The organism is Paracoccus mangrovi (assembly GCF_042648425.1).
GTDB classification, from domain to species: domain Bacteria; phylum Pseudomonadota; class Alphaproteobacteria; order Rhodobacterales; family Rhodobacteraceae; genus Paracoccus; species Paracoccus mangrovi.
Genome location: NZ_JBHRXJ010000002.1, coordinates 306,351 through 325,579, shown reverse-complemented (window position 1 = coordinate 325,579; position 19,229 = coordinate 306,351). Strand labels below are relative to the sequence as shown.

The following is a 19,229-nucleotide window of genomic DNA, read 5'->3' as shown; positions in this document are numbered from 1 at the left end:
TCGGGCCTCGGCTAGGCGTAAGGACGGGCAGAAACGGGGAATAACAGCGCAGGCGCGCCGCGACAAGCGTCAGGATCAGCGCGCGGTGCCGTCAAGAAAGCTGTCACCGATCACGATCGAATCCTCGGCCCGGAACACGGCCTGTGCGCGGCGCCCTTCGCCACCCTGCGGGCTATAGATCAACAGGCCGTCGCGGATTTCATAGGTGCCGCCATCCTCGTCGCCATGGCCAAGCGCATAGCCGCCGCCGCTGTCGAAATTGCCAAAGGCGCCGCCGGAACTGCTGCCGCTATAGCGTCCGTCGGGGTAAAAGGTTGTCTGGCTTGAGGATGAGACACCCCCGGACATCCCGCTATTGGGCATGAAACCGCTATAAAATGCCGAAGAAATGCTGCCGTCCAGCCGGACACCATCGGCAAGCGGCGTCACCTGATAAAGATCATAACCCCAGACCGACAGCGCCTCACCATCGCGTTTCAAGACCTCGGACCGGCCATCATTGAAAAGCAACAGGATGCCATCGCTTTTTTCGGTATAATTGCCCCAATCGGTCAACAGCGCCTTGTCCAGCGCGGCGCGGTCGGGGGTGGCGGTGCCCTGCGGTGGCGTACCCTCATAGAAGGTGCCATCGGGCCAGAACATAATGCGTTTGAAACTGGTTTCCATGCGCATCATCATGTCCATCCCCATGGTGGTATCCATGCGCGATCCCCACCACAGGCCGTTCATCCCGCCCGGCATCGGCGCCGGCAAAAGCGACGGCGCGCCCTCGGACCGAAAGCGCAGCAGTGACAGCCAGGGCAGATAGGTGCCGGTCATCACCTTCAGATTGTCCTCGACCAGATCGGGGTCGCTGGCATAGGCGCGAAAACCGGTCAGCGCAAATTCCCGACCGGCGCGGATGGCGATCAGAAACTGGGTTTCCGAGCCGTCGCTCATGACCATCATCGCGGCTTCGCGTGTGCCCAGGGTGCTGGGCTCGGCCGGGGTCAGAATGTCGAACCCCTCGCGATCATCCTCATCTATAAAGGCGAAACGGTTCTGGGTCAGCCAATCGGTCAGGCTGCCCCGGGCGGTTCCGCCCGGACCGACCAGAATGCGACAGAACTCGCAGCGATCATCGGGCAGTTCCGACAGCATCGCGGCATAACCGTCGCCGCCCGGATCGGACCAGCCCGGCACGGTCGGATAGATGACATTGCCAAATTGACGCAATTCGGCCCGTGCCGGCGCGGCGGCCAGGCCGGCCGCCAGCATCAGCGAAAGAACAACAGATACGCGCAACCCACACCCCCTTGGACAGGCCAAGGCATGGGGACGCGCCTCAGTCCTCGGTCAGCGTATCATCATCTTCCGAGGCGCCGAAATCCAGCCCATGACTGGCGCGGATCTTGTCCTCGATCGAATAGGCGATTTCGGGGTTGTCGCGCAAGAATTGCTTGGCGTTTTCACGCCCTTGGCCGATGCGCTCGTCGCCATAGGAATACCAGGAACCCGATTTGTCGACGACACCGGCCTTTACGCCCAGGTCGATCAACTCGCCGGTCTTGGAAATCCCCTCGCCATACATGATGTCGAATTCGACCTGGCGGAAGGGCGGCGCGACCTTGTTCTTGACCACCTTGACCTTGGTCGAGTTGCCGACAACCTCGTCGCGATCCTTGATCGAACCGATGCGGCGGATGTCCAGACGCACCGAAGCATAGAATTTCAGCGCGTTCCCGCCCGAGGTGGTTTCGGGATTGCCGAACATCACGCCGATCTTCATGCGGATCTGGTTGATAAAGATGACCATGCAATTGCTGCGGCCGATGCTGGCGGTCAGCTTGCGCATCGCCTGGCTCATGAGGCGGGCCTGGGCGCCGACCTGCGCGTCGCCCATATCGCCCTCGATCTCGGATTTCGGGGTCAGCGCCGCGACCGAGTCGACCACGACCACGCTGACCGCGCCCGAACGCACCAGCGTATCGACGATTTCCAGCGCCTGTTCGCCGGTATCGGGCTGGCTGATCAGCAGCTCATCCAGATTGACGCCCAGCTTGCGGGCATAGAGCGGATCCAGCGCGTGTTCGGCATCGACAAAGGCGCAAACGCCGCCCTTTTTCTGTTCCTCGGCCACAACATGCAGGGTCAGCGTCGTCTTGCCCGAGCTTTCGGGACCGTAAATCTCGATGATGCGGCCCTTGGGCAGACCACCGATGCCCAGCGCGATGTCCAGGCCCAGCGAACCGGTCGAGGTCGCCTCGATCTCGGCCACGGGGTTTTCGCCCCCCAGCTTCATGATCGAACCCTTGCCGAACTGCCGTTCGATCTGTGCCAACGCGCTGTCCAGCGCCTTTTGCTTATCCGCGGATTTCTTGTCGCTCATCTCGAAAAGTGTTGCCCCTGCCATGCCGTCCTCATGTTTATTTCACACCCCGACCGCCGGGGCAATCTATGCCCACCCGCGATTTGTTCACGAGTTGTTCCTATTTGAACCCGTTCCCGCGTTTTTGCAAGCACTGGTTAACACGCCGCAACCGATGCCCTGATCGCTACACTGCCGCGAAATGGTTAAGGAACGGTTTACACGCGGCGGATGCATCATTATCCCGCACATCTGTCCGTTGGTCGTTCATGGTTTGCAGATGCTGATATTCTGGGAAAGCCGGCTGGTGTTTCTGGCCACCCCCAAGGCGGGATCGACCGCCGTCGAGGCCGCGCTCGAGGGGCTTGCCAATGTCGCGGTCCAACGTCCCGCCGCGTTGAAACACGCCGATCTGCGCACCTATCGCCAGCATATCGAGCCATGGCTGCATTCGGTGACCGGGGACCGTTTCACCACCGTCGCCCTGATGCGCGAGCCGGTTGGCTGGCTGCGCAGCTGGTATCGCTTTCGCCTGCGCGACGATGACGAGGATCCCGAACATCCGATGACAGGGATCACTTTTGCCGAATTCGCCGACGCCTATGCCCGCCCGGATGGCAAGGACGTCGCACATGTGGGCACGCAATCGGCCTTTCTGACCCATGGGCAGGATCGCGTCGATCGCATCTTCCGCTATGAGGATATCGAGACCTTCACCCATTACCTAGAAGATCAGCTGGATTGCGCGATCAGCCTGCCCCGGATCAACGTCCCGCCCGCCGTGGACGTCACCTTGACCCCGGAACAGGAAACCCGGTTGCGCGAGGTCATGGCCGGCGATTTCACGCTCTATCGCGGGTTATAGCGGCGCCACGCATCGCGGCATGACGCCGGGCAAGGACGTGCTGCGGCTAAAGCTGCTGATCCGTCTTGGGCCCTGCGCAAACGGCTAACCCGTGGCCCGACCGCCCCGTCACGCCGGACCCGCTCCCTCCACAGAACAGGCCGTCATTCGACAACCGCCGCCGTGCTATGCTCAAACTCAAGCTGTTTGCTGACCATCGCCGTCAGATCCGACAGTGAGAAAGGCTTGGCGAGGAAAGTCGCGCCCGGAACCGGTGCATGCCCCTCGGCAAAGATATCCTCGGCATAGCCGGACATGAAAATGACCCGGGTCTCTGGCCGGGCTTGCAGGGCATTACGCACCCAGGTCGGACCATCCATGCCGGGCATCACCACATCCGTCACGAACACATCGACGGAAAGCTCCGGATCGGACAGAAGTGACAGCGCCTCTTCGCCACAGGCAGCCTCAAGCACGTTGAAACCCTGTAGCTTCAGGGCGCGGCTGGCAAAGGCGCGAACGGGTGCTTCATCCTCGACCAAAAGAACCGTGCCCTCCACATCGCGGCGCGCCCGAACCGCAACCTCGGGGGTGACAGCCTCAACCTCGGCATCCTGAGTTTTATCATGCGCCGGAAAGAAGAGCGAAAAGCAGCTTCCTTGTCCGGGCACGCTGTCACTGAAAATATAGCCCCCGGTCTGTTTGACGATGCCATATGCGGTCGAAAGCCCGAGTCCTGTCCCCTCACCCGTGCGTTTGGTCGTAAAAAAGGGTTCAAAAATCTTCGCCAGATCGTCGGGTGCGATGCCGCAACCCTGATCGCGCACCTGCACGCGGACATAATCACCAGCCGGCAGCATGGCGCGGCCGAATTCCGTGCCTGCTTCAAAGCGTACATTGTCGGTGACGATGGTAATATCGCCACCCTGCGACATGGCATCGCGCGCGTTGACCACCAGGTTCATGATTACCTGTTCCAACTGTCGCCGGTCAGCACGGATCATGCGCAGCGCCGGATCATGATCAAAGGTCAAGGCGATCCGCTCTCCGACCAGACGATTCAGCAGGTGGGTCAGATCCGACAAGGTGTCGCGCAGGTCCATGATCTGCGGCTTGAGCGTCTGCTTGCGCGAAAAGGCCAGCAGCTGTCGCACCAGCGCCGCCGCACGATTCGCGTTCTGGCTGATCTGATCCAGATCCGCATAGTCGGGATCGGCCTTGTCATGGCGCAGCATCAACAGGTCGCAATGGCCGGTAATCGCCGTCAACAGGTTGTTAAAATCATGCGCGATCCCGCCGGCAAGCTGGCCGATGGCCTGCATTTTCTGGCTTTGAACGAACTGCGCCTCAAGCGTTTTGAGGGCACTGGCGTCCGAGAGAACCGCCGTGACATATTCATCCTTGCCACGCGACAGGCTGATCTGGACAAAGCGTTGGGGGCCATCGCATTTCAGATGCAACACCTCAGAGCCGCCAACAGTCCGGCCGGCACTGACATCCGAAACCCAATCGCCCAACTCGCGCCCCAGCCCATCCAGCAACTGCGATAGCGGCTGCCCCGCAGCCGCCTTGGCACCCAGCAATTCCCGCGCCGAATGATTGGCCCGCACGATCATCGCCGAAGGCGTCAGCAAAAGCAGCGAAACCGGCAGATCATCGAAATCGTCCGCATGCTGCTGCATTTCCGGCGGCACTACGGGCAAGACCGCCTCTTGCGCGTCGATGCGCCAGATCTGCACGGAGGCGCCCGCCTCTCGCACCACCTGAAAATGCCCGGCCCAGCCCAGATCGACCCCAAAGCGGCCATTGCGCGCCAAGGCGATACCGACATCCTGCCAAAGCCGTTGTGGATCGGCATGACGCTGGCCCATAATTTCCTGAATCTGGCGGCCGATCAGGTCTCCGATCGTTTCCAGCGTCCCGGCGTTCTGAGCCAGAATCAGACCATCGGGGCCGACAGCCAGCGCCGGCCCATGATGGGCAAGTATCTGTGGCATGGCCTGCCCAAGTTCGCGCCGGACAATAAGCCCCTTGATGACGTGGCGCGCCGATATCGCCCCACCCAACAGATACCAAGCCATGCTGGCAGCCCCGGCCGCCAACAGGAACGCGCCCCCCTCCATATCGTGGGGGCGCAACGCCAACCACAGCGCACCCACGACCATCGGCAGCGCCAGAAGCGGCACCAGCAGTTGCGCCGTACGCAAAATCTCCGCCCGTTCCGAGATCATCAGCCCTCCAGCGATCAGCCTTTTACGGTCGGAGTAACGCATGGCGGTTAATGTCCGGTTAACGGCGTCGCAGCTGGCCGAGATAGAACCCGTCCGAGGCTGTCAGAGGTGTGAAAAGTTCTTCATCGATCAACGTAAAATCAGGCGAATCCTTCAGAAACTTCGCGATCTGTTCCTGATTTTCGCATCGCAAAAGGGAACAGGTCATATAGGCCAGCATACCGCCCGGCGCGACGTGCCGCGCCGCTTCCTGCAAGATCCGGGCCTGCAACGCGGTTACATCAGAGAGATCATCGGGCATCAGCCGCCATTTGGCGTCGGGCGTACGCCGCCAGGTGCCACTACCCGAACACGGGACATCGGCCACGACCAGATCGAAGCTACCCAACACCCGGCCCGGGGGTACCAGATCAATCCGCGCGCCCGCCCGTGCGGCCCGCGCAGGCAGATCGACCATCCGCTTTGCATCGGCATCATGCACGGTGATCGGCCCCAGACCGCGCGCAGCCAGCGCCAGCGCCTTGCCACCGCCACCGGCGCAATAGTCCAGGAGACTGCCGCGATCCGGGAGCATCTCGCAGGCCCATTGCGGCGACAGGTCCTGCAATTCGACAAGCCCGTCGCGATAAGCGGTCGATGTGGCGATACGACGTGCACCGGCCTGCACGCAAAGCGCCGAGCCAAGCGCCGGATGCGGCTGTGCATCAATTCCGTCCCGGGCCAATGCCTGCAAAGCCTCGGCCGGTTCCGCACGCAAGTGATTCACCCGCAGCCAGACCGGCGCCCGTTCGCGCATGGCCAGCGCCACCGTCTCGGCCGCATCGCCAAGCGATGCCTGCCATTGCGGCCAGATCCATTCCGGCAAATCGCGCCGCCCGACCGGGGCGGAAATCGCGCCAGCCGCCAATTCTTCGGTCGAAAGCGCGGCAGGGGCATGGTGCAGACCGGTAAACAGGCTCGCCGGATCCTGCCCCGTGTCGCGGCACATCCCCAGCATAAGCCCCCGACCGGTCAAGCCTCCCCCCAGATTCGCACGGGAATAGAGCCGGCGCAGGCTGTCAAAGACCAGATCGCGAATCGCCGCCCGATCACCCGAGCCCGCGAACCGGCTGGCGCGCGACCAGCGCAAAAGCGCGGCCTCGGCGGCGGTACCGGCAAGAATGCTGTCCAGAATGGTGATGGCTGCGGAAATCCGGGCGGCTGGCGTCATCTGATCGGCGCCCCCCGGGCACAAATGATTATAAAATCCTCCTTCAAAAAGGCTGCGTTGCCCGATTTGTCAATCCTGTGTCGGGGGCGGCTCTGGGGCGCCCCAAAGCGAGGGGCCGCCCCTCCCCGTGATTGGCGTGGCGGCGCGCATCGCGACAAGCGGCCTTGCTGCTGCGACAATCGGCGATTGCCCCGAGGCCAGCACAGCGAGCGATCCCGGACGCCCCGTCACCGGACTGCCCAGTGGGGCGCCCAACAGCATCACCCGTTCCCGGACACGCTTGCGCTGTCCGGAATCGATTGCGGCAAAGCTGTTATAGGTCTCGGGCGAGCCGGTCATGCCCTGAAAACCGTGCTGGTTATAGAGGTCGCGCAAAGTATCGAAACGCGCCAGATAGCGTTGCGCATAAACCTGTGTCCGCGAATGAAAGGCCCCCGCCGCCTGACGCCAGTCACCCAGTTCGGAATAAAGCTGGGCGACGAAACGCGCGGCATAGCGGGCATTTTCCAGCGGATCGAACATCTGCGCCACGGACGAGAAGTTTTCGCCATGCCAGCGATAGTTCAGCTGGAAGCAGCCGATATCGATATTGGTGCGCCCCTGTGCCACGCGATCCTCGGCAAAGGCAATGGCACTGGCGGGTTCCTCGAACCAGGTCCCCTCTCCCTCGGCATTCGCGCTCCAGGCCCAGGGCCGGACGACGCCATCCAGCCGGCGCCCGGTTTCCGTCAAGGTCAGAGCCCCGAGAATGTCGACAGGAACCCCGGTTTCCATCGCAGCCTGTTGCGCCGCCCATTCGCAGATCTCAGCCGGGGGCAGCGCCTTGGCCGGCCACACCGCCCATAGCAGGGCAAGCAGTGCCCAAACCCCCAGAACCGTCCCACGGAACCGCATATCTTTCCCGACCGCATCCACCGGTCCGTCCTAACAGCATGCCGTAAAGATTCGGTTAGCCGCAAAAGCCCCACGACCGTGCCGATCCCCTTGCGGCGGCCAATGCACATTTCGTATGTTGATGATGCAAGCGCCCAACCCGGCGGGAATTGTCGATGCCTGAGATTGTTTCGAACCCCTGACCACAGCGGATTTTTCGCGGTGGTCGAGAACAGCAGCTGCAAACGCCCATGCGTTTTTGCGGCCAAGTTGTCATGGTTCAACATCAGGCCAATACATGAATATCTCAAAGGAAGAACAACGTGTTCTGCACGTTCTGGCCCAGGGTGGCCAAATTCGGCACAAACGGGGGCCGAACGGCCGTATCATTGCCGCCGATTGCCTTACGCATGACGGCGCGCTTTTGATGGACTGCACGCTACAGATCGTCATCAAGCTGCGGCGCAAGCGGCTGATCGAGTCGCATGCATCAAGCCCGTACCGAATCTCGGTCACGGGGCGGCGCGCGGTCAGGTCCCAGGCCGACAACCGAACATTGCGGTGACGGCAGGATCCGGCGGCCTCCGCCGGATCAACAAGCCTGTATGACTTTGTATCGAACCAGCCCCGGGCGACCCGTTAACACCGCACAGCCATGTCGCAGGAAAGCCGAATCCGGCCGGATCGGTAACGGGATGGCGGCACGGTATTCTCGCGGCATCCACTTGTCCCGTCATGCCCCCTCAATGGTCCGAGAGGTGACGCGGTTTCGACCCAAGCGCTTGCTTTCATATAGCAATTTATCAGCATGCTCGATCCAGAACGACACCGGCAGGCCCGGCCCACAACGCCGGCTGACCACGCCCCCGCTTATGGTTACGACATCGGCCACGCGCGAGCCGGCATGAGGAATGGCAAGCGCCTGAAACTCTTGCAATATCTGTTCGGCAACTTGCAGGGCGCCGGCCGGATCCGCACCGGGCAGGACACAGGCGAATTCCTCGCCACCATAGCGCATGCAGCGGTCACCATCGCGCCGCATCGCGGCATTCAGTCGGCTGGCCACCTGTACAAGACATTGATCCCCGGCAGGGTGTCCATACATGTCATTGTATTGTTTGAAGAAATCAATATCCACCAGAATGACCGATAACCAGCCGTTCAATGGCATCAAACGGGCGACCTCGTTCTGAAGCAGGTTTTCCAGCATGCGCCGATTGCCCAATCCGGTCAGCGGGTCGATCAGCGCCAGATTGGCCAGCCGGTCGCGCATCTGCTTAAGGTCGATGTGATTGCTGACCCGCCGACGCAGCGCGACCGGCTGAACCGGTTTTGTCACATAGTCGATGGCGCCCGCCGCAAGGCCCCGCACCTCATCCTCGACGGCATCAAGCCCGGTCGTGAAGATCACCGGCACATCTGCAAGGTCGGGATCCTGCTTGATCCGGCGGCAGGTTTCATATCCGTCGAGGCCCGGCATGACCACGTCCAGGAGGATCAGGTCGGGCATCGCTTTTCGGGCGATATCGATCGCCTGCTCGCCCGAGCGCGCAAAGATGATCTCATAATCCTCTTCCAGCACGGCGGCGATCAGCTCGATATTGGCAATCTCGTCATCGACGACCATGATGACCGGCTTGTCACTCATGCGGACTGATCCCTTCGCAAATCGCTGAGCGCCTCATAGCGCGCATCCAGAAGCGCCAATGCCTCATCATAATCGAGCCGCATGATCGCCTCACTGATCGGATCGGCATCGCGTTCGCCAGGGCTCATCCCCAGAGTTTCGGCAAAGCTGGCAAAACCATGCCGCGCAGACAGGCTTTGTCGGCAAATCTGTTCGCGCAGCGCCGCGCGCGCATTGGCTGTGGCGGCCGAAGCGAAATCGACGACCTGCCCCGTAACCGGCGGTTCGGGTGCGGGCGTTACCTCGACCGGGACGACATCGCGCCGGTCCAGACGCGCCCCGGCGGCCACGGCCAGCCGGACGGCGGCGGCAAGACGCGGAATCAACCCGGCACGGTCATCGGTCGCGCCGGCTTGCAGCCGATCCTCAAGCGTGCGAGCCAAAGCCGCGATTTCGGCCAGTTCCAGCGATGCGGCAACGCCCTTGAGCGTATGGACAAGGCGCCCCGCCTCATCCTTGGCGCCCGACGCCAAGAGCACCGAAAGCCGTTCCGCAACATCCGCATAGTTTTCGCAAAAGCTCAGGATCAGCCGGCGCAGCACCGCCTCTTTGCCGTTCACCCGCACCAGCGCGGCAGGGATATCATAGGGCGGCAAATCATGCGGCAACAATTCGGTCGCGACACCGGCCACGGACCCCGCAGGTCCCGGCCGGACCTCACGCCGCATCACCGGATGGAGCCAGCGTTCAAGAACCTGCAACAACACCACCGGATCAATCGGTTTGGCGACATGATCGCACATGCCCGCATCAAGACAGCGCTGCCGGTCCTCTTCATAGGCATGCGCGGTCATGGCGATGATCGGCAACCGCTCGGCGGACCATGTCCGACGGATCTGGCAGGTCGCCTCGACCCCGTCCATTTCGGGCATCTGCACATCCATCAGAACCGCGGCATAACTGTCGCCATGCAGCGCGATCCGTTCACAGGCGATGCGCCCGTTTTCGGCATGATCGACGACAAGCCCGGCATCGCCCAGCAATTCGCAGGCGATTTCGCGATTGATTTCATTGTCTTCGACCAACAGCACACGCTGACCGTGCAGCGCGGCCGGAAGCTGTGGCACATGCACGGCACCGTTTTCGACAACCGGCGGCGCGATGCCTTCGGCCAGCCGCACGGGAAAGAGCTCATTGAGGGTGGTGCAAAGCTTTCCCGCATCAATAGGTTTGCTCAGGAAGGCACCGATATTCTGGCCGGCGCCATGCTGAATGCATTCGTCGATGTCATAGGCGCTCATCATCACCGTGACCGGCTGTGTCGTGATCCCGGGATGGGCGCGCAGCCGGGCCAGGGTTTCGAACCCGTCGACCACCGGCATCTTCCAATCCAGCATCAGCAGGTCATAGGGACGCCCCTCGGCCGTGGCCGCCAGCATCATCTCGACCACCTTTTCGCCCGAGCTGGCCAGATCGGCCAGCATGTCCCAGCGGGCAAAGATTTCCTGAATGATCTGGCGCGCTGCGGGATTGTCGTCGACGATCAGCACCCGCAGCCGCTTTTGCACCGCATCCGGGCGCGGCAGGGCCCGGCGCGGATTCTGGGCAATCTTCATCCGCACCATAAAGGAAAAGGTGCTGCCCTGTCCGGGCGTGCTTTCCGCCTTGATCCAGCCCCCCATCTGTTCGACGATCTGGCGACAGATGGCCAGACCCAGCCCGGTGCCGCCAAAACGCCGGGTGGTCGAGGCATCGGCCTGGGCGAAGGAATTGAACAGCAGCGCCTGTTGTTCCGGCGTCATGCCGATCCCGGTATCCTCGACCTTGCAGCGGATACAGGCCATGCCGTTGCCGATATCGACCATTTCGGCGGTCAGCACGACCCGCCCCTCGGGCGTGAACTTGATCGCGTTGCTGAGCAGGTTCAGGATCACCTGATTAAAGCGCATGTCGTCGCCGATCAGCGCGGCGGGAATATTGCGGTCGACCCGCACCTCGAGCCACAGGCCCTTGGCATGGGCGGTTTCCGAAACCATCTGCAACTGGCTTTCGATGGCCGCGCGGGGATCGAATTCGCGCAGATCGAATTCCAGCTTGCCGGCCTCGATCTTGGAAAAATCCAGCAGGTCGTTGATCAGCCGCAAAAGCGAAACCCCGGCCGAATTGATCTTGGCGACCTGATCCATCTGGCGCGGCTCAAGCGCGGCGCGTTGCAACAGATGCGAAAACCCGAGGATCGCGTTGATCGGTGTGCGGATTTCATGGCTGATATTGGCCAGAAAGATGCTTTTGGCGCGGCTGGCGGTTTCGGCTTCAAGGGTGCGCTCCTCAAGCGCGTCGCTTTTGCGCACCAGCTCATTGCTGAGCCGGCCCATGCGGCGAAAGGTCCGCTGCACCTTGTCGACGACCCAAAGCAGAACCGCCGTCTGAAAGGCGACGATCACAGCATGCAAGAGCACCCGCGCGATATCGCCTTCGCTGGGAAAGACCGCGGAGGGCAGAAGATACAGCAGCACCAGATGATGCAGCGCCGTAAGATTCGCGCCCAGGATCAGCGCCCTGCGGTCGAACCATGCGATATTCAGCGCCAGCACGGCAAAGAAATACATGTGCACGTCCATCTGCCAGGGATGGCCGGTGAACAGCAAAAGCAGCAGCGCCGGCTCGCCGATCAGGGCGACGGTCGCGATATTGCGTGTCATCGGCGCGATCGGCGCGTTCCGGCGGGCGATCTGATAGGTCAGCGCCAGAAAGGCGGCCGCCAGCACGGCCGTGCTGACCGACATCGCCTTGTTCCAAAGCGCAGCCAGCCCCATCACCGGCACATGCGCCCAAAGCAGCCATACCAAAAGGACGCTGTATCCCGTCCGCAGCCTGTCCAGCTCGACCTTCATCGCCGTCCTCCGTCCCTTGGGGTGAAACAACCCAATGCGCGTGGCGCGGGCAGCACGATCCAGGCGCCCTGCTTGCGCAGCATCCCGGCAAAGCCGGGCTGGTCGCTCATCGCGACCGCGACCGGGGACAGGTTGCCAAAGCCCGCCACCCCGCCGCCCGCGCGCCAGACAAGGTCCGCGACCTGTTCGCGCCCCTGCCAGGGGGCGGCGATGACCAGATACTGTCCCGTCGAAGGCCCCGCCGACAGCGAGGCCAGGACCAGCCCGATCAATCCCAGCAACGCAAGGATCCCGGCGGGCAGCATGTCCCGGACCCGGAAAACCGTGTCGTCATTGTCGTCGCCATCGACCGGATTGCCGTGCCAGCCCGTCATTTATACCCTGTGTTCGCGCAAAGGCGGATCGCCGCCTTCCCCCTTTCTAATGACGATATGCGCATGAAAGGTTAGCGAACCAGTTCTATCCGGCCGCGTTTTTATTAGGGTTTGATCTATTTTCACGGCTTTTGCCGGCCCGGTCCGGCATGGCTGCGCGCCCGCCGGCCTCCTGAACCGGGGGGATAGGGAAATCGGGCTTGGGTCCACGGAAACCGGGGCTCTGGACCTGTGACGGCCATGGGCGAGGCCGCAATCCTTGTGACGGGCGGCGGGATGCGAACCGTCCGAAACCATCCACAGGACCAGCGGGGCCAGCTTCGATGACGACGATCATCTATTCAGCCAGCAAGATCATCACCATGAATCCGCAATGCCCGACGGCCAGCCATGTCGCGGTCAGCGACGGCCATATTCTGGGCGTTGGCACGCTGGACGAACTGGCGCGCTGGGGCGAATACCGGCTGGACGAACGTTTTGCCAACAAGGTGCTGATGCCCGGCTTTGTCGAGGGGCATGCCCATTCCGGCGCCGGTTCCGTCTGGGACGGCGCCTATCTGGGCTGGTTCGATCAGACCGATCCCGATGGCAAGGTCTGGCCGGGGCTGAAATCCGTCGAGGCCGTTCTTGATCGCCTGCGCGAGGCCGTCGCGGCACAGCCCGGCGACGCCACGGTGGTCGGCTGGGGGCTGGATCCGATCTATATGGAAAATGTGCGGATCACCCGGCTTGATCTTGACCGCGCCGCGGCGGACCGTCCCATCGTGATCATGCATGCCTCGGGTCACATCATGAACATGAACAGCGCGGCGCTTGCCATGGCCGGGCTGATGAAACCGGGCATCAATCATTCCGGCATCCCGCTGGGCGATGACGGCCTGCCCATGGGCGAATTGCGCAGCCCCGAAATCATGCGCCCGGCCGGCGCCAAGGTCGGCTTCGACAACCGCATGATCGAAGGCAGCGATGCCGGCCTGCGCGCATTCGCCCGGCTTTGCGTCCGGGCCGGGGTGACGACCTCGACCGATCTGGCGCGGTCGCTGGACGATGCGGCAGTGGACACAATGCTAAGCACCACCGGGGACAAGGATTTTCCGCTTTGCCTCGTGCCGTTTCGCATCATGCTGGGCATGACGCCCCGCGAGCTGGTCGAGTTCGTGGCCCGGCACAAGCCGCGTTCGACCCCGCGCTGCGATCTGGGGCGGATCAAGGTCATCTCGGACGGCTCGATCCAGGGCTTTACCGCGCGGCTTTTGTGGCCGGGCTATCTGAACGGCGCGCCCAACGGCATGTGGTATGTCACCCCCGAACAGCTGGCCGAAATCTATGAGCGCGCCTTGCAGGCCGGGATTCAGGTCCACACCCATACCAATGGCGACGAGGCGACCGAGCTTGCCATCGAGACGCTGGACGCGGCGTTGAAAAAAGAGCCCCGGCGCGATCACCGCTTTACGCTTCAGCATTGCCAGCTGGCGCGGCCGGCACAGTTCCGGCGCATGGCGCGACTGGGCATGTGCGTGAACCTGTTTGCCAATCATCACTATTATTGGGGCGATGAACATTACCGCTATACCGTCGGCCCCGACCGTGCCCTGCGCATGAATGCCTGTCGCACGGCGCTGGACCTTGGCGTACCGATGACGGTCCATTCCGACGCGCCGGTCACGCCTCTTGGGCCGCTTTTCACCGCATGGTGCGCGGTCAACCGCCTGACCGCCTCGGGGCGGGTTCAGGGCGAGGCCGAGCGCATTTCCGTCGCCGAGGCGCTGCATGCGATCACGCTGGGCGCGGCCTTCACGCTGGGCATGGATCACCTGATCGGCTCGATCGAGATCGGCAAGCGCGCCGATTTCGCCGTGCTTGACACCGATCCGACCGCCGTCGATCCCGCCGCGTTGAAGGATGTTGCGGTCTGGGGCACGGTCCAGGGCGGACGCGTCTTTGACGCGGCCACGATATGAGCCGGGCCGCCATTCCGGTCACGGTCATCGGCGGCTATCTGGGCGCCGGCAAGACCACGCTGGTGAACCATCTCTTGCGCCATTCCGGGCTGCGGCTGGCGGTGCTGGTCAACGAGTTCGGCGAATTGCCCATCGATCACGACCTGATCGAGGCCGAGGGCGACACCCTGATCTCGATCGCGGGGGGATGCGTGTGCTGCGCCATCGGCGACGATCTGGGTGCGGCGCTGTTGCGGGTGCAGGACATGTCGCCGCCGCCCGATCACATCCTGATCGAATCCTCGGGCGTGGCGATCCCGGGCGCGATCCTTGCCGCGCTGATCTTTGCCGAGGGGTTGCGCCATGACGGGATCGTGGTTCTGGCCGATGCGGCACGGATCCGCCAGACCGCCGCCAACCGCTATCTGGCCGACACCGTCGAACGGCAGTTGCGCGACGCCGATATCGTCGTGCTGAACAAGGTCGATCTGGTGGATGAGGCGGGACTGGCCGAAACCCGCCGCTGGCTGCATGAACGGGTGCCGGGCGCGCGCATCGTCCCCGCCACCCATGGCGATGCGCCCGTGGCGGCCCTGCTGGGCGCGCTGCCGGTGCCGCGACGGGGCCACCACCGCATCGCCGGCCATGCCGAGGGGCTGTTTGCCAGCTGCGTCCTGCGCCCCGAGGGGCCGGTCGATGCCGCCGATCTGGCGCGGCGGCTGGCGCAACCGGACCTGGGCCTTATGCGCGCCAAGGGGTTCTTGCGCGACCGGACCGGGGGCTGGGTGCTGATCCAGATCGTGGGCGAGCGCTGGTCGGTCGAGCCGGTCACGGACGCGCCACATCCGGGCATCGTCTGCATCGGCCTGCGCGAGGGGTTCGACGCCGGGGCCTTGACCCGGCTTTTGGGCGAGGCCGCCTGAACCGCAAGGACCACGGAACCCGGCATGAACGGCCGCCCGCAAACTTTGCGGGCGGCCGCGTCTTTCAGGCGGCGCGGGCCAGTTCGGCAATGGGCGGTACAAGCTTTCCGGCATGGTGACAGGCGACGCTATGGCCATCGGCCATCTCGCGCAGCGCGGGCTTTTCGGTATGGCATTCTTCGCTGGCGAACTGGCAGCGCCCGGCAAAGCGGCATCCCGGCGGCGGGTTCAGCGGGTTCGGCGGATCGCCCTTCAACAGCGGGCGGAACGCCAGCGATCCCTTTTCCCGCTCGGGCGACAGGGCCGCCGTCATCAGCGACCAGGTATAGGGATGCATGGCCCCCGAAAACAGCCGCCGGGCCGGCGCGCGTTCGACAAACTCGCCCAGATACATCACCCCGATCTCGTCACAGATATATTGCACCACCGCCAGATCATGCGAAATAAAGACATAGGACAGGCCCAGATCGCGCTGCAACTCCTTGAGAAGGTTCAGGATCTGCGCCTGAATCGCCACATCCAGCGCCGAAACCGGCTCGTCGCAGACGATCAGTTCCGGCTTTGAGGCCAGCGCGCGCGCAATGCACAGCCTTTGCCGCTGACCGCCGGAAAACTGATGCGGGAAAAGCTTGCCGGCGGTGCGGTGCAGGCCCACGGTCGCCAGCATGTCCTCGGCCACGGCATTGCGCCCGCTGGCCGGCCCCATATTCAGCAGGTCCAGCGGCTCACGGATCGCCGCCCGCGCCTTTTTGCGCGGATTGAGCGATGAGAACGGGTCCTGAAACACCATCTGGAACCGATGGCGCGCGGCGCGCAGATCGCCGCCCGCCAGCGTCGAAAGCGGCAGATCGCCAAGGCTGATCCGGCCTTCGGTGACATGGACAAGCCGCATGATCGCCTGGGCCACGGTCGATTTGCCCGAACCGCTTTCGCCCACGATGCCAAAGGTCGTGCCCCGGCGCAGGGTGAAATCCAGCCCATCGACCGCGCGCACCGCAAGCCGTTCACCACTGGCCGCACGGCCGACATCGAACCAGACCTTGAGACCTTCGACTTTCAACAGGATATCGTCATTCATGCGGGGACCTCGACGGTGGGTTTCCAGCAGGCGGCGACATGGGTCGCGGCCAGCGTGCTTTCGGGCGGCGGGGTTTCGCGACAGGTTTCATCGGCCCGCCGACAGCGCGGCGCGAAACGACAGCCGGCCGGCATCCTGCCCAGTTCGGGGACCATTCCGGGCACCTCGACCAGCGCCGGCGCGGCGGCAAAGGCCGTGCGCCCCAGTTGCAGCCGCGGCGTACAGGCCAAAAGCCCCCGCGTATAAGGATGGGCGGGCTGGTGCAGGATCTGTTCGGCCGGGCCGGATTCGATCCGCTTTCCGGCATAGAACACCGCAACATCATCGGCCATTTCCGCCACCGCGCCCAGATCGTGGGTGATCAGCATGATCGCGGTGCCGGTGCGTTCCTGCAATTCGCGCATCAACGCAAAGATCTGCGCCTGCACGGTCACGTCCAGCGCCGTGGTCGGCTCATCGGCGATGATCAGGCGCGGCTTGCAGGCCAGCGCCATCGCGATCATTACCCGCTGGCGCATGCCGCCCGAAAATTCGTGCGGATAGGCGTCCAGCCGCGATTCCGCCGCCGGGATCTGAACCGCGCGCATCATGTCCAGCGCGCGGGCGGCGGCCTCGGCACGGGTCACGTTCTGATGCTGGCGCACCGCCTCGGCGATCTGGTCGCCGACGGTAAAGACCGGGTTCAGCGAGGTCATCGGTTCCTGAAAGATCATCGAGATGTCATTGCCGCGCAGCGCGCGGATGCGCGCCTCGGGCTGGCGGGCGATGTCCTCGCCGTCCAGCAGGATCTGGCCCGAGGTGATCTCGAATCCCGGCGGCAAAAGCCGCATGATGGCCAGCGCCGTCATGGATTTGCCGCAGCCGCTTTCGCCGACCACGCCCAAGGTGGTGCCGCGCCGGATCGCAAGCGATACATCATCCAGCACGCGGATACGGCGATCCTTGTCGCGCATCTCGACCGACAGGTTGCGAAGTTCCAGAAAGGGGGCATCCTTGGCCATCAGCGTTTCCTTTGCCGGGGGTTGAGCGCGTCATTGATCCCGTCGCCGATCAGGCTGATCGCAAGAACCGTCAGAAAGATGGCAAATCCGGGCGCCGCGACCGTCCACCAGGCGTCCAGCAGATAGTTCTTGTTCTGGCCGATGATCAGACCCCAGCTCATCCGATTGGCATCGCCCAGGCCCAGAAAGCTGAGCCCCGCCTCGAACAGGATCGCTGATCCGGTGGTCAGCGCCGCCGCCACGATCACCGGCGGAAGCGCCGCCGGAAGGATGACCCGGGACATCAGATAGCTGTCGCGCGCCCCGGCGACCCGCGCCGCCTTGACGTAATCAAGGCCGCGGATGCGCATGAACTCGGCCCGGGTCAGGCGCGCGATCTGGGTCCAGCCGACAATGCCGATGGCAAAGATGATCGTTCCCAGCGTGGGCGAAAAGATCGTCACCAGCACCATCGCCAGCAACAGCGATGGCAGCACCTGAAAGAACTCGGTGATCTTCATCAGGATCGCATCGGCCCGGCCACCGAAATAGCCCGAAAGCGAGCCGACGATAAGGCCGATGACCACCGTCAGCGCGGCGGCGGATGCCCCGACCAACAGCGTGACCCGCCCCCCGATCAGCACCCCGGCCAGAATGTCGCGGCCGATATAGTCGGTGCCCAGCGGCGTCCCCTCGCCCGGCGCCGAGAGCGGCGCCCAGACCATGGAATAGGGATCGACCCCATAGATCCCCGGCCCCAACAGCGTCGCCAGCAGGATCATCAGCATCAGACCCAGCCCGATCCCCGCCGAGCGGTTGCGCAGAAAGATCAGCATCGCCTCGCGCCAGGGGCGGTCGGGTTTGGCGATCGGCGGCTCTTCCAAAAGGGTCGGGGCCGGATGTTCCAGAATATCTGCCTGTTTCATGTTCTGGCCTTTCTCATCCGCGGGTCGATGCGGCGATAGGCAAGGTCGGTCAGAGCGTTCGCGATCAGCACCAGCATCGAGGAAAACAGCAATATCCCCAGCAATGTCGGATAATCCCGCCGCAGGATGGAATCGTAGGCCAGCCGCCCCAGACCCGGCCAGTTGAACACCGTCTCGACCAGAACCGCGCCGGCGAAAAGCTGGCCGAATTGCAGGCCGACCATGGTGACGATGGGGATCAGCGCATTGCGCAGCGCGTGTTTCCAGACCACCCGCCCCTCGGACACGCCCTTGGCGCGGGCGGTGCGGATATAGTCCTGTCCCAAGGCCTCGATCATCGAGGTCCGGGCCAGCCGGCTGTAATAGGCGACATAGATCAGGCCCAGCGTCGTCGCCGGCAGCACGAGGTGGTGCAGGATGTCCAGATACCAGGCAAAGCCATCGGGTTTGCGCATCGACTGCATCCCCGCCACCGGAAAGACCGGCCAGATCGAGGCGAACAGGATCAACAGCATCATCCCGATCCAGAACACCGGCGCCGAAAAGCCCACCAGCGAAAAGATCGTCACCAGATGGCTGCCGATCCCGTCGGGCCGGCGCGCCGAGATGGTGCCGGCGACGGTGCCGGCAAGCACCGCCACCACCAACGCCGTCAGCACCAGAAGGATGGTCGCCGGAAGCCGCTGCAACAGCAGCTCCAGAACCGGGCTGGAATAATAGAAGGAATATCCCAGATCCCCGGTCACCACCTTGCCGATATAGATGCCCAGCTGCACCAATAGCGGCTTGTCCAGACCGTATTGCTCGCGCAGCCTGGCGATCAGCTCTTCTGACGCGCCGCCCATCTCGCCCACGATCACCTCGACCGGATCGCCCGGCGAAAAATGGATGAGCAGGAAGTTCAGCACCACCACCGCCAGGATCAGGCCCAGGCCCGACAGCAACGGCGATATGATCGAGGTCAGTCTTTGCATCCCGCGCC

16 protein-coding genes are annotated in these 19,229 nt (G+C 63.4%); 4 read left to right on the top strand and 12 right to left on the bottom strand.

Annotation, left to right across the window (positions count from 1 at the left end; all coding sequences use genetic code 11):
* Window positions 1-75 precede the first annotated feature (75 nt).
* Both ACFOMH_RS03935 and recA read right to left on the bottom strand, forming a co-directional pair.
* Window positions 76-1,284, bottom strand: coding sequence for a hypothetical protein (locus ACFOMH_RS03935; protein WP_377742744.1), 1,209 nt, complete (start codon window positions 1,282-1,284; stop codon window positions 76-78).
* Between the two features lie 40 nt (window positions 1,285-1,324).
* On the bottom strand, window positions 1,325-2,392 hold the full coding sequence (recA, locus tag ACFOMH_RS03930) for a recombinase RecA (protein WP_374422620.1): 1,068 nt from the start codon (window positions 2,390-2,392) through the stop codon (window positions 1,325-1,327).
* A gap of 235 nt (window positions 2,393-2,627) precedes the next feature.
* On the opposite strand from recA, the gene ACFOMH_RS03925 reads away from it, so the two are divergent.
* Complete coding sequence (locus ACFOMH_RS03925) at window positions 2,628-3,212, top strand: sulfotransferase family 2 domain-containing protein (RefSeq protein ID WP_374422619.1); 585 nt, start codon at window positions 2,628-2,630, stop codon at window positions 3,210-3,212.
* Between the two features lie 143 nt (window positions 3,213-3,355).
* Here ACFOMH_RS03925 and ACFOMH_RS03920 read toward each other — a convergent pair whose 3' ends face one another.
* The 3 genes from ACFOMH_RS03920 to ACFOMH_RS03910 form a co-directional block, all read right to left on the bottom strand.
* Window positions 3,356-5,422: an ATP-binding protein gene (locus ACFOMH_RS03920; RefSeq protein WP_377742742.1), complete on the bottom strand. Its 2,067-nt coding sequence runs from the start codon at window positions 5,420-5,422 to the stop codon at window positions 3,356-3,358.
* Between the two features lie 58 nt (window positions 5,423-5,480).
* On the bottom strand, window positions 5,481-6,632 hold the full coding sequence (locus tag ACFOMH_RS03915; RefSeq protein ID WP_377742739.1) for an RsmB/NOP family class I SAM-dependent RNA methyltransferase: 1,152 nt from the start codon (window positions 6,630-6,632) through the stop codon (window positions 5,481-5,483).
* A 69-nt stretch (window positions 6,633-6,701) separates the two neighbouring features.
* A complete protein-coding gene (locus ACFOMH_RS03910) occupies window positions 6,702-7,526 on the bottom strand; it encodes a hypothetical protein (protein ID WP_377742738.1) in 825 nt (274 codons plus the stop codon).
* Window positions 7,527-7,803: 277 nt separating this feature from the next.
* Here ACFOMH_RS03910 and ACFOMH_RS03905 point away from each other — a divergent pair, with 277 nt between their 5' ends.
* Window positions 7,804-8,070: a YjhX family toxin gene (locus ACFOMH_RS03905; protein ID WP_377742737.1), complete on the top strand. Its 267-nt coding sequence runs from the start codon at window positions 7,804-7,806 to the stop codon at window positions 8,068-8,070.
* A 168-nt stretch (window positions 8,071-8,238) separates the two neighbouring features.
* Here the strand turns inward: ACFOMH_RS03905 and ACFOMH_RS03900 are convergent, their stop codons facing one another.
* From ACFOMH_RS03900 to ACFOMH_RS03890, 3 genes are read right to left on the bottom strand one after another with little or no spacing between them, the layout of a single operon-like run.
* A complete protein-coding gene (locus ACFOMH_RS03900) occupies window positions 8,239-9,153 on the bottom strand; it encodes a diguanylate cyclase (RefSeq protein WP_374422611.1) in 915 nt (304 codons plus the stop codon).
* Window positions 9,150-12,026 (bottom strand): response regulator, encoded by a 2,877-nt coding sequence (locus tag ACFOMH_RS03895; RefSeq protein ID WP_377742736.1) that lies wholly within the window; start codon window positions 12,024-12,026, stop codon window positions 9,150-9,152. The genes ACFOMH_RS03900 and ACFOMH_RS03895 overlap by 4 nt, the downstream gene beginning before the upstream one ends.
* Window positions 12,023-12,400: a hypothetical protein gene (locus ACFOMH_RS03890; RefSeq protein ID WP_377742734.1), complete on the bottom strand. Its 378-nt coding sequence runs from the start codon at window positions 12,398-12,400 to the stop codon at window positions 12,023-12,025. The genes ACFOMH_RS03895 and ACFOMH_RS03890 overlap by 4 nt, the downstream gene beginning before the upstream one ends.
* A 323-nt stretch (window positions 12,401-12,723) precedes the next feature.
* Between ACFOMH_RS03890 and ACFOMH_RS03885 the strand changes: the two genes are divergently transcribed.
* A complete protein-coding gene (locus tag ACFOMH_RS03885; protein WP_377742732.1) occupies window positions 12,724-14,361 on the top strand; it encodes an amidohydrolase in 1,638 nt (545 codons plus the stop codon).
* Window positions 14,358-15,263, top strand: coding sequence for a CobW family GTP-binding protein (locus ACFOMH_RS03880; RefSeq protein WP_377742731.1), 906 nt, complete (start codon window positions 14,358-14,360; stop codon window positions 15,261-15,263). Before ACFOMH_RS03885 ends, ACFOMH_RS03880 begins: the two co-directional genes overlap by 4 nt.
* Before the next feature lie 64 nt (window positions 15,264-15,327).
* On the opposite strand, the gene ACFOMH_RS03875 is transcribed toward ACFOMH_RS03880, so the two are convergent.
* Genes ACFOMH_RS03875 through ACFOMH_RS03860 form a run of 4 tightly spaced genes read right to left on the bottom strand, consistent with a single transcriptional unit; the run spans window position 15,328 to window position 19,221 of the window.
* Complete coding sequence (locus ACFOMH_RS03875) at window positions 15,328-16,341, bottom strand: ABC transporter ATP-binding protein (protein WP_374422600.1); 1,014 nt, start codon at window positions 16,339-16,341, stop codon at window positions 15,328-15,330.
* A complete protein-coding gene (locus ACFOMH_RS03870) occupies window positions 16,338-17,342 on the bottom strand; it encodes an ABC transporter ATP-binding protein (protein ID WP_374422598.1) in 1,005 nt (334 codons plus the stop codon). The genes ACFOMH_RS03875 and ACFOMH_RS03870 overlap by 4 nt, the downstream gene beginning before the upstream one ends.
* Complete coding sequence (locus ACFOMH_RS03865; protein ID WP_377742729.1) at window positions 17,342-18,247, bottom strand: ABC transporter permease; 906 nt, start codon at window positions 18,245-18,247, stop codon at window positions 17,342-17,344. Before ACFOMH_RS03865 ends, ACFOMH_RS03870 begins: the two co-directional genes overlap by 1 nt.
* A complete protein-coding gene (locus ACFOMH_RS03860; protein WP_377742727.1) occupies window positions 18,244-19,221 on the bottom strand; it encodes an ABC transporter permease in 978 nt (325 codons plus the stop codon). The genes ACFOMH_RS03865 and ACFOMH_RS03860 overlap by 4 nt, the downstream gene beginning before the upstream one ends.
* Window positions 19,222-19,229 lie beyond the last annotated feature (8 nt).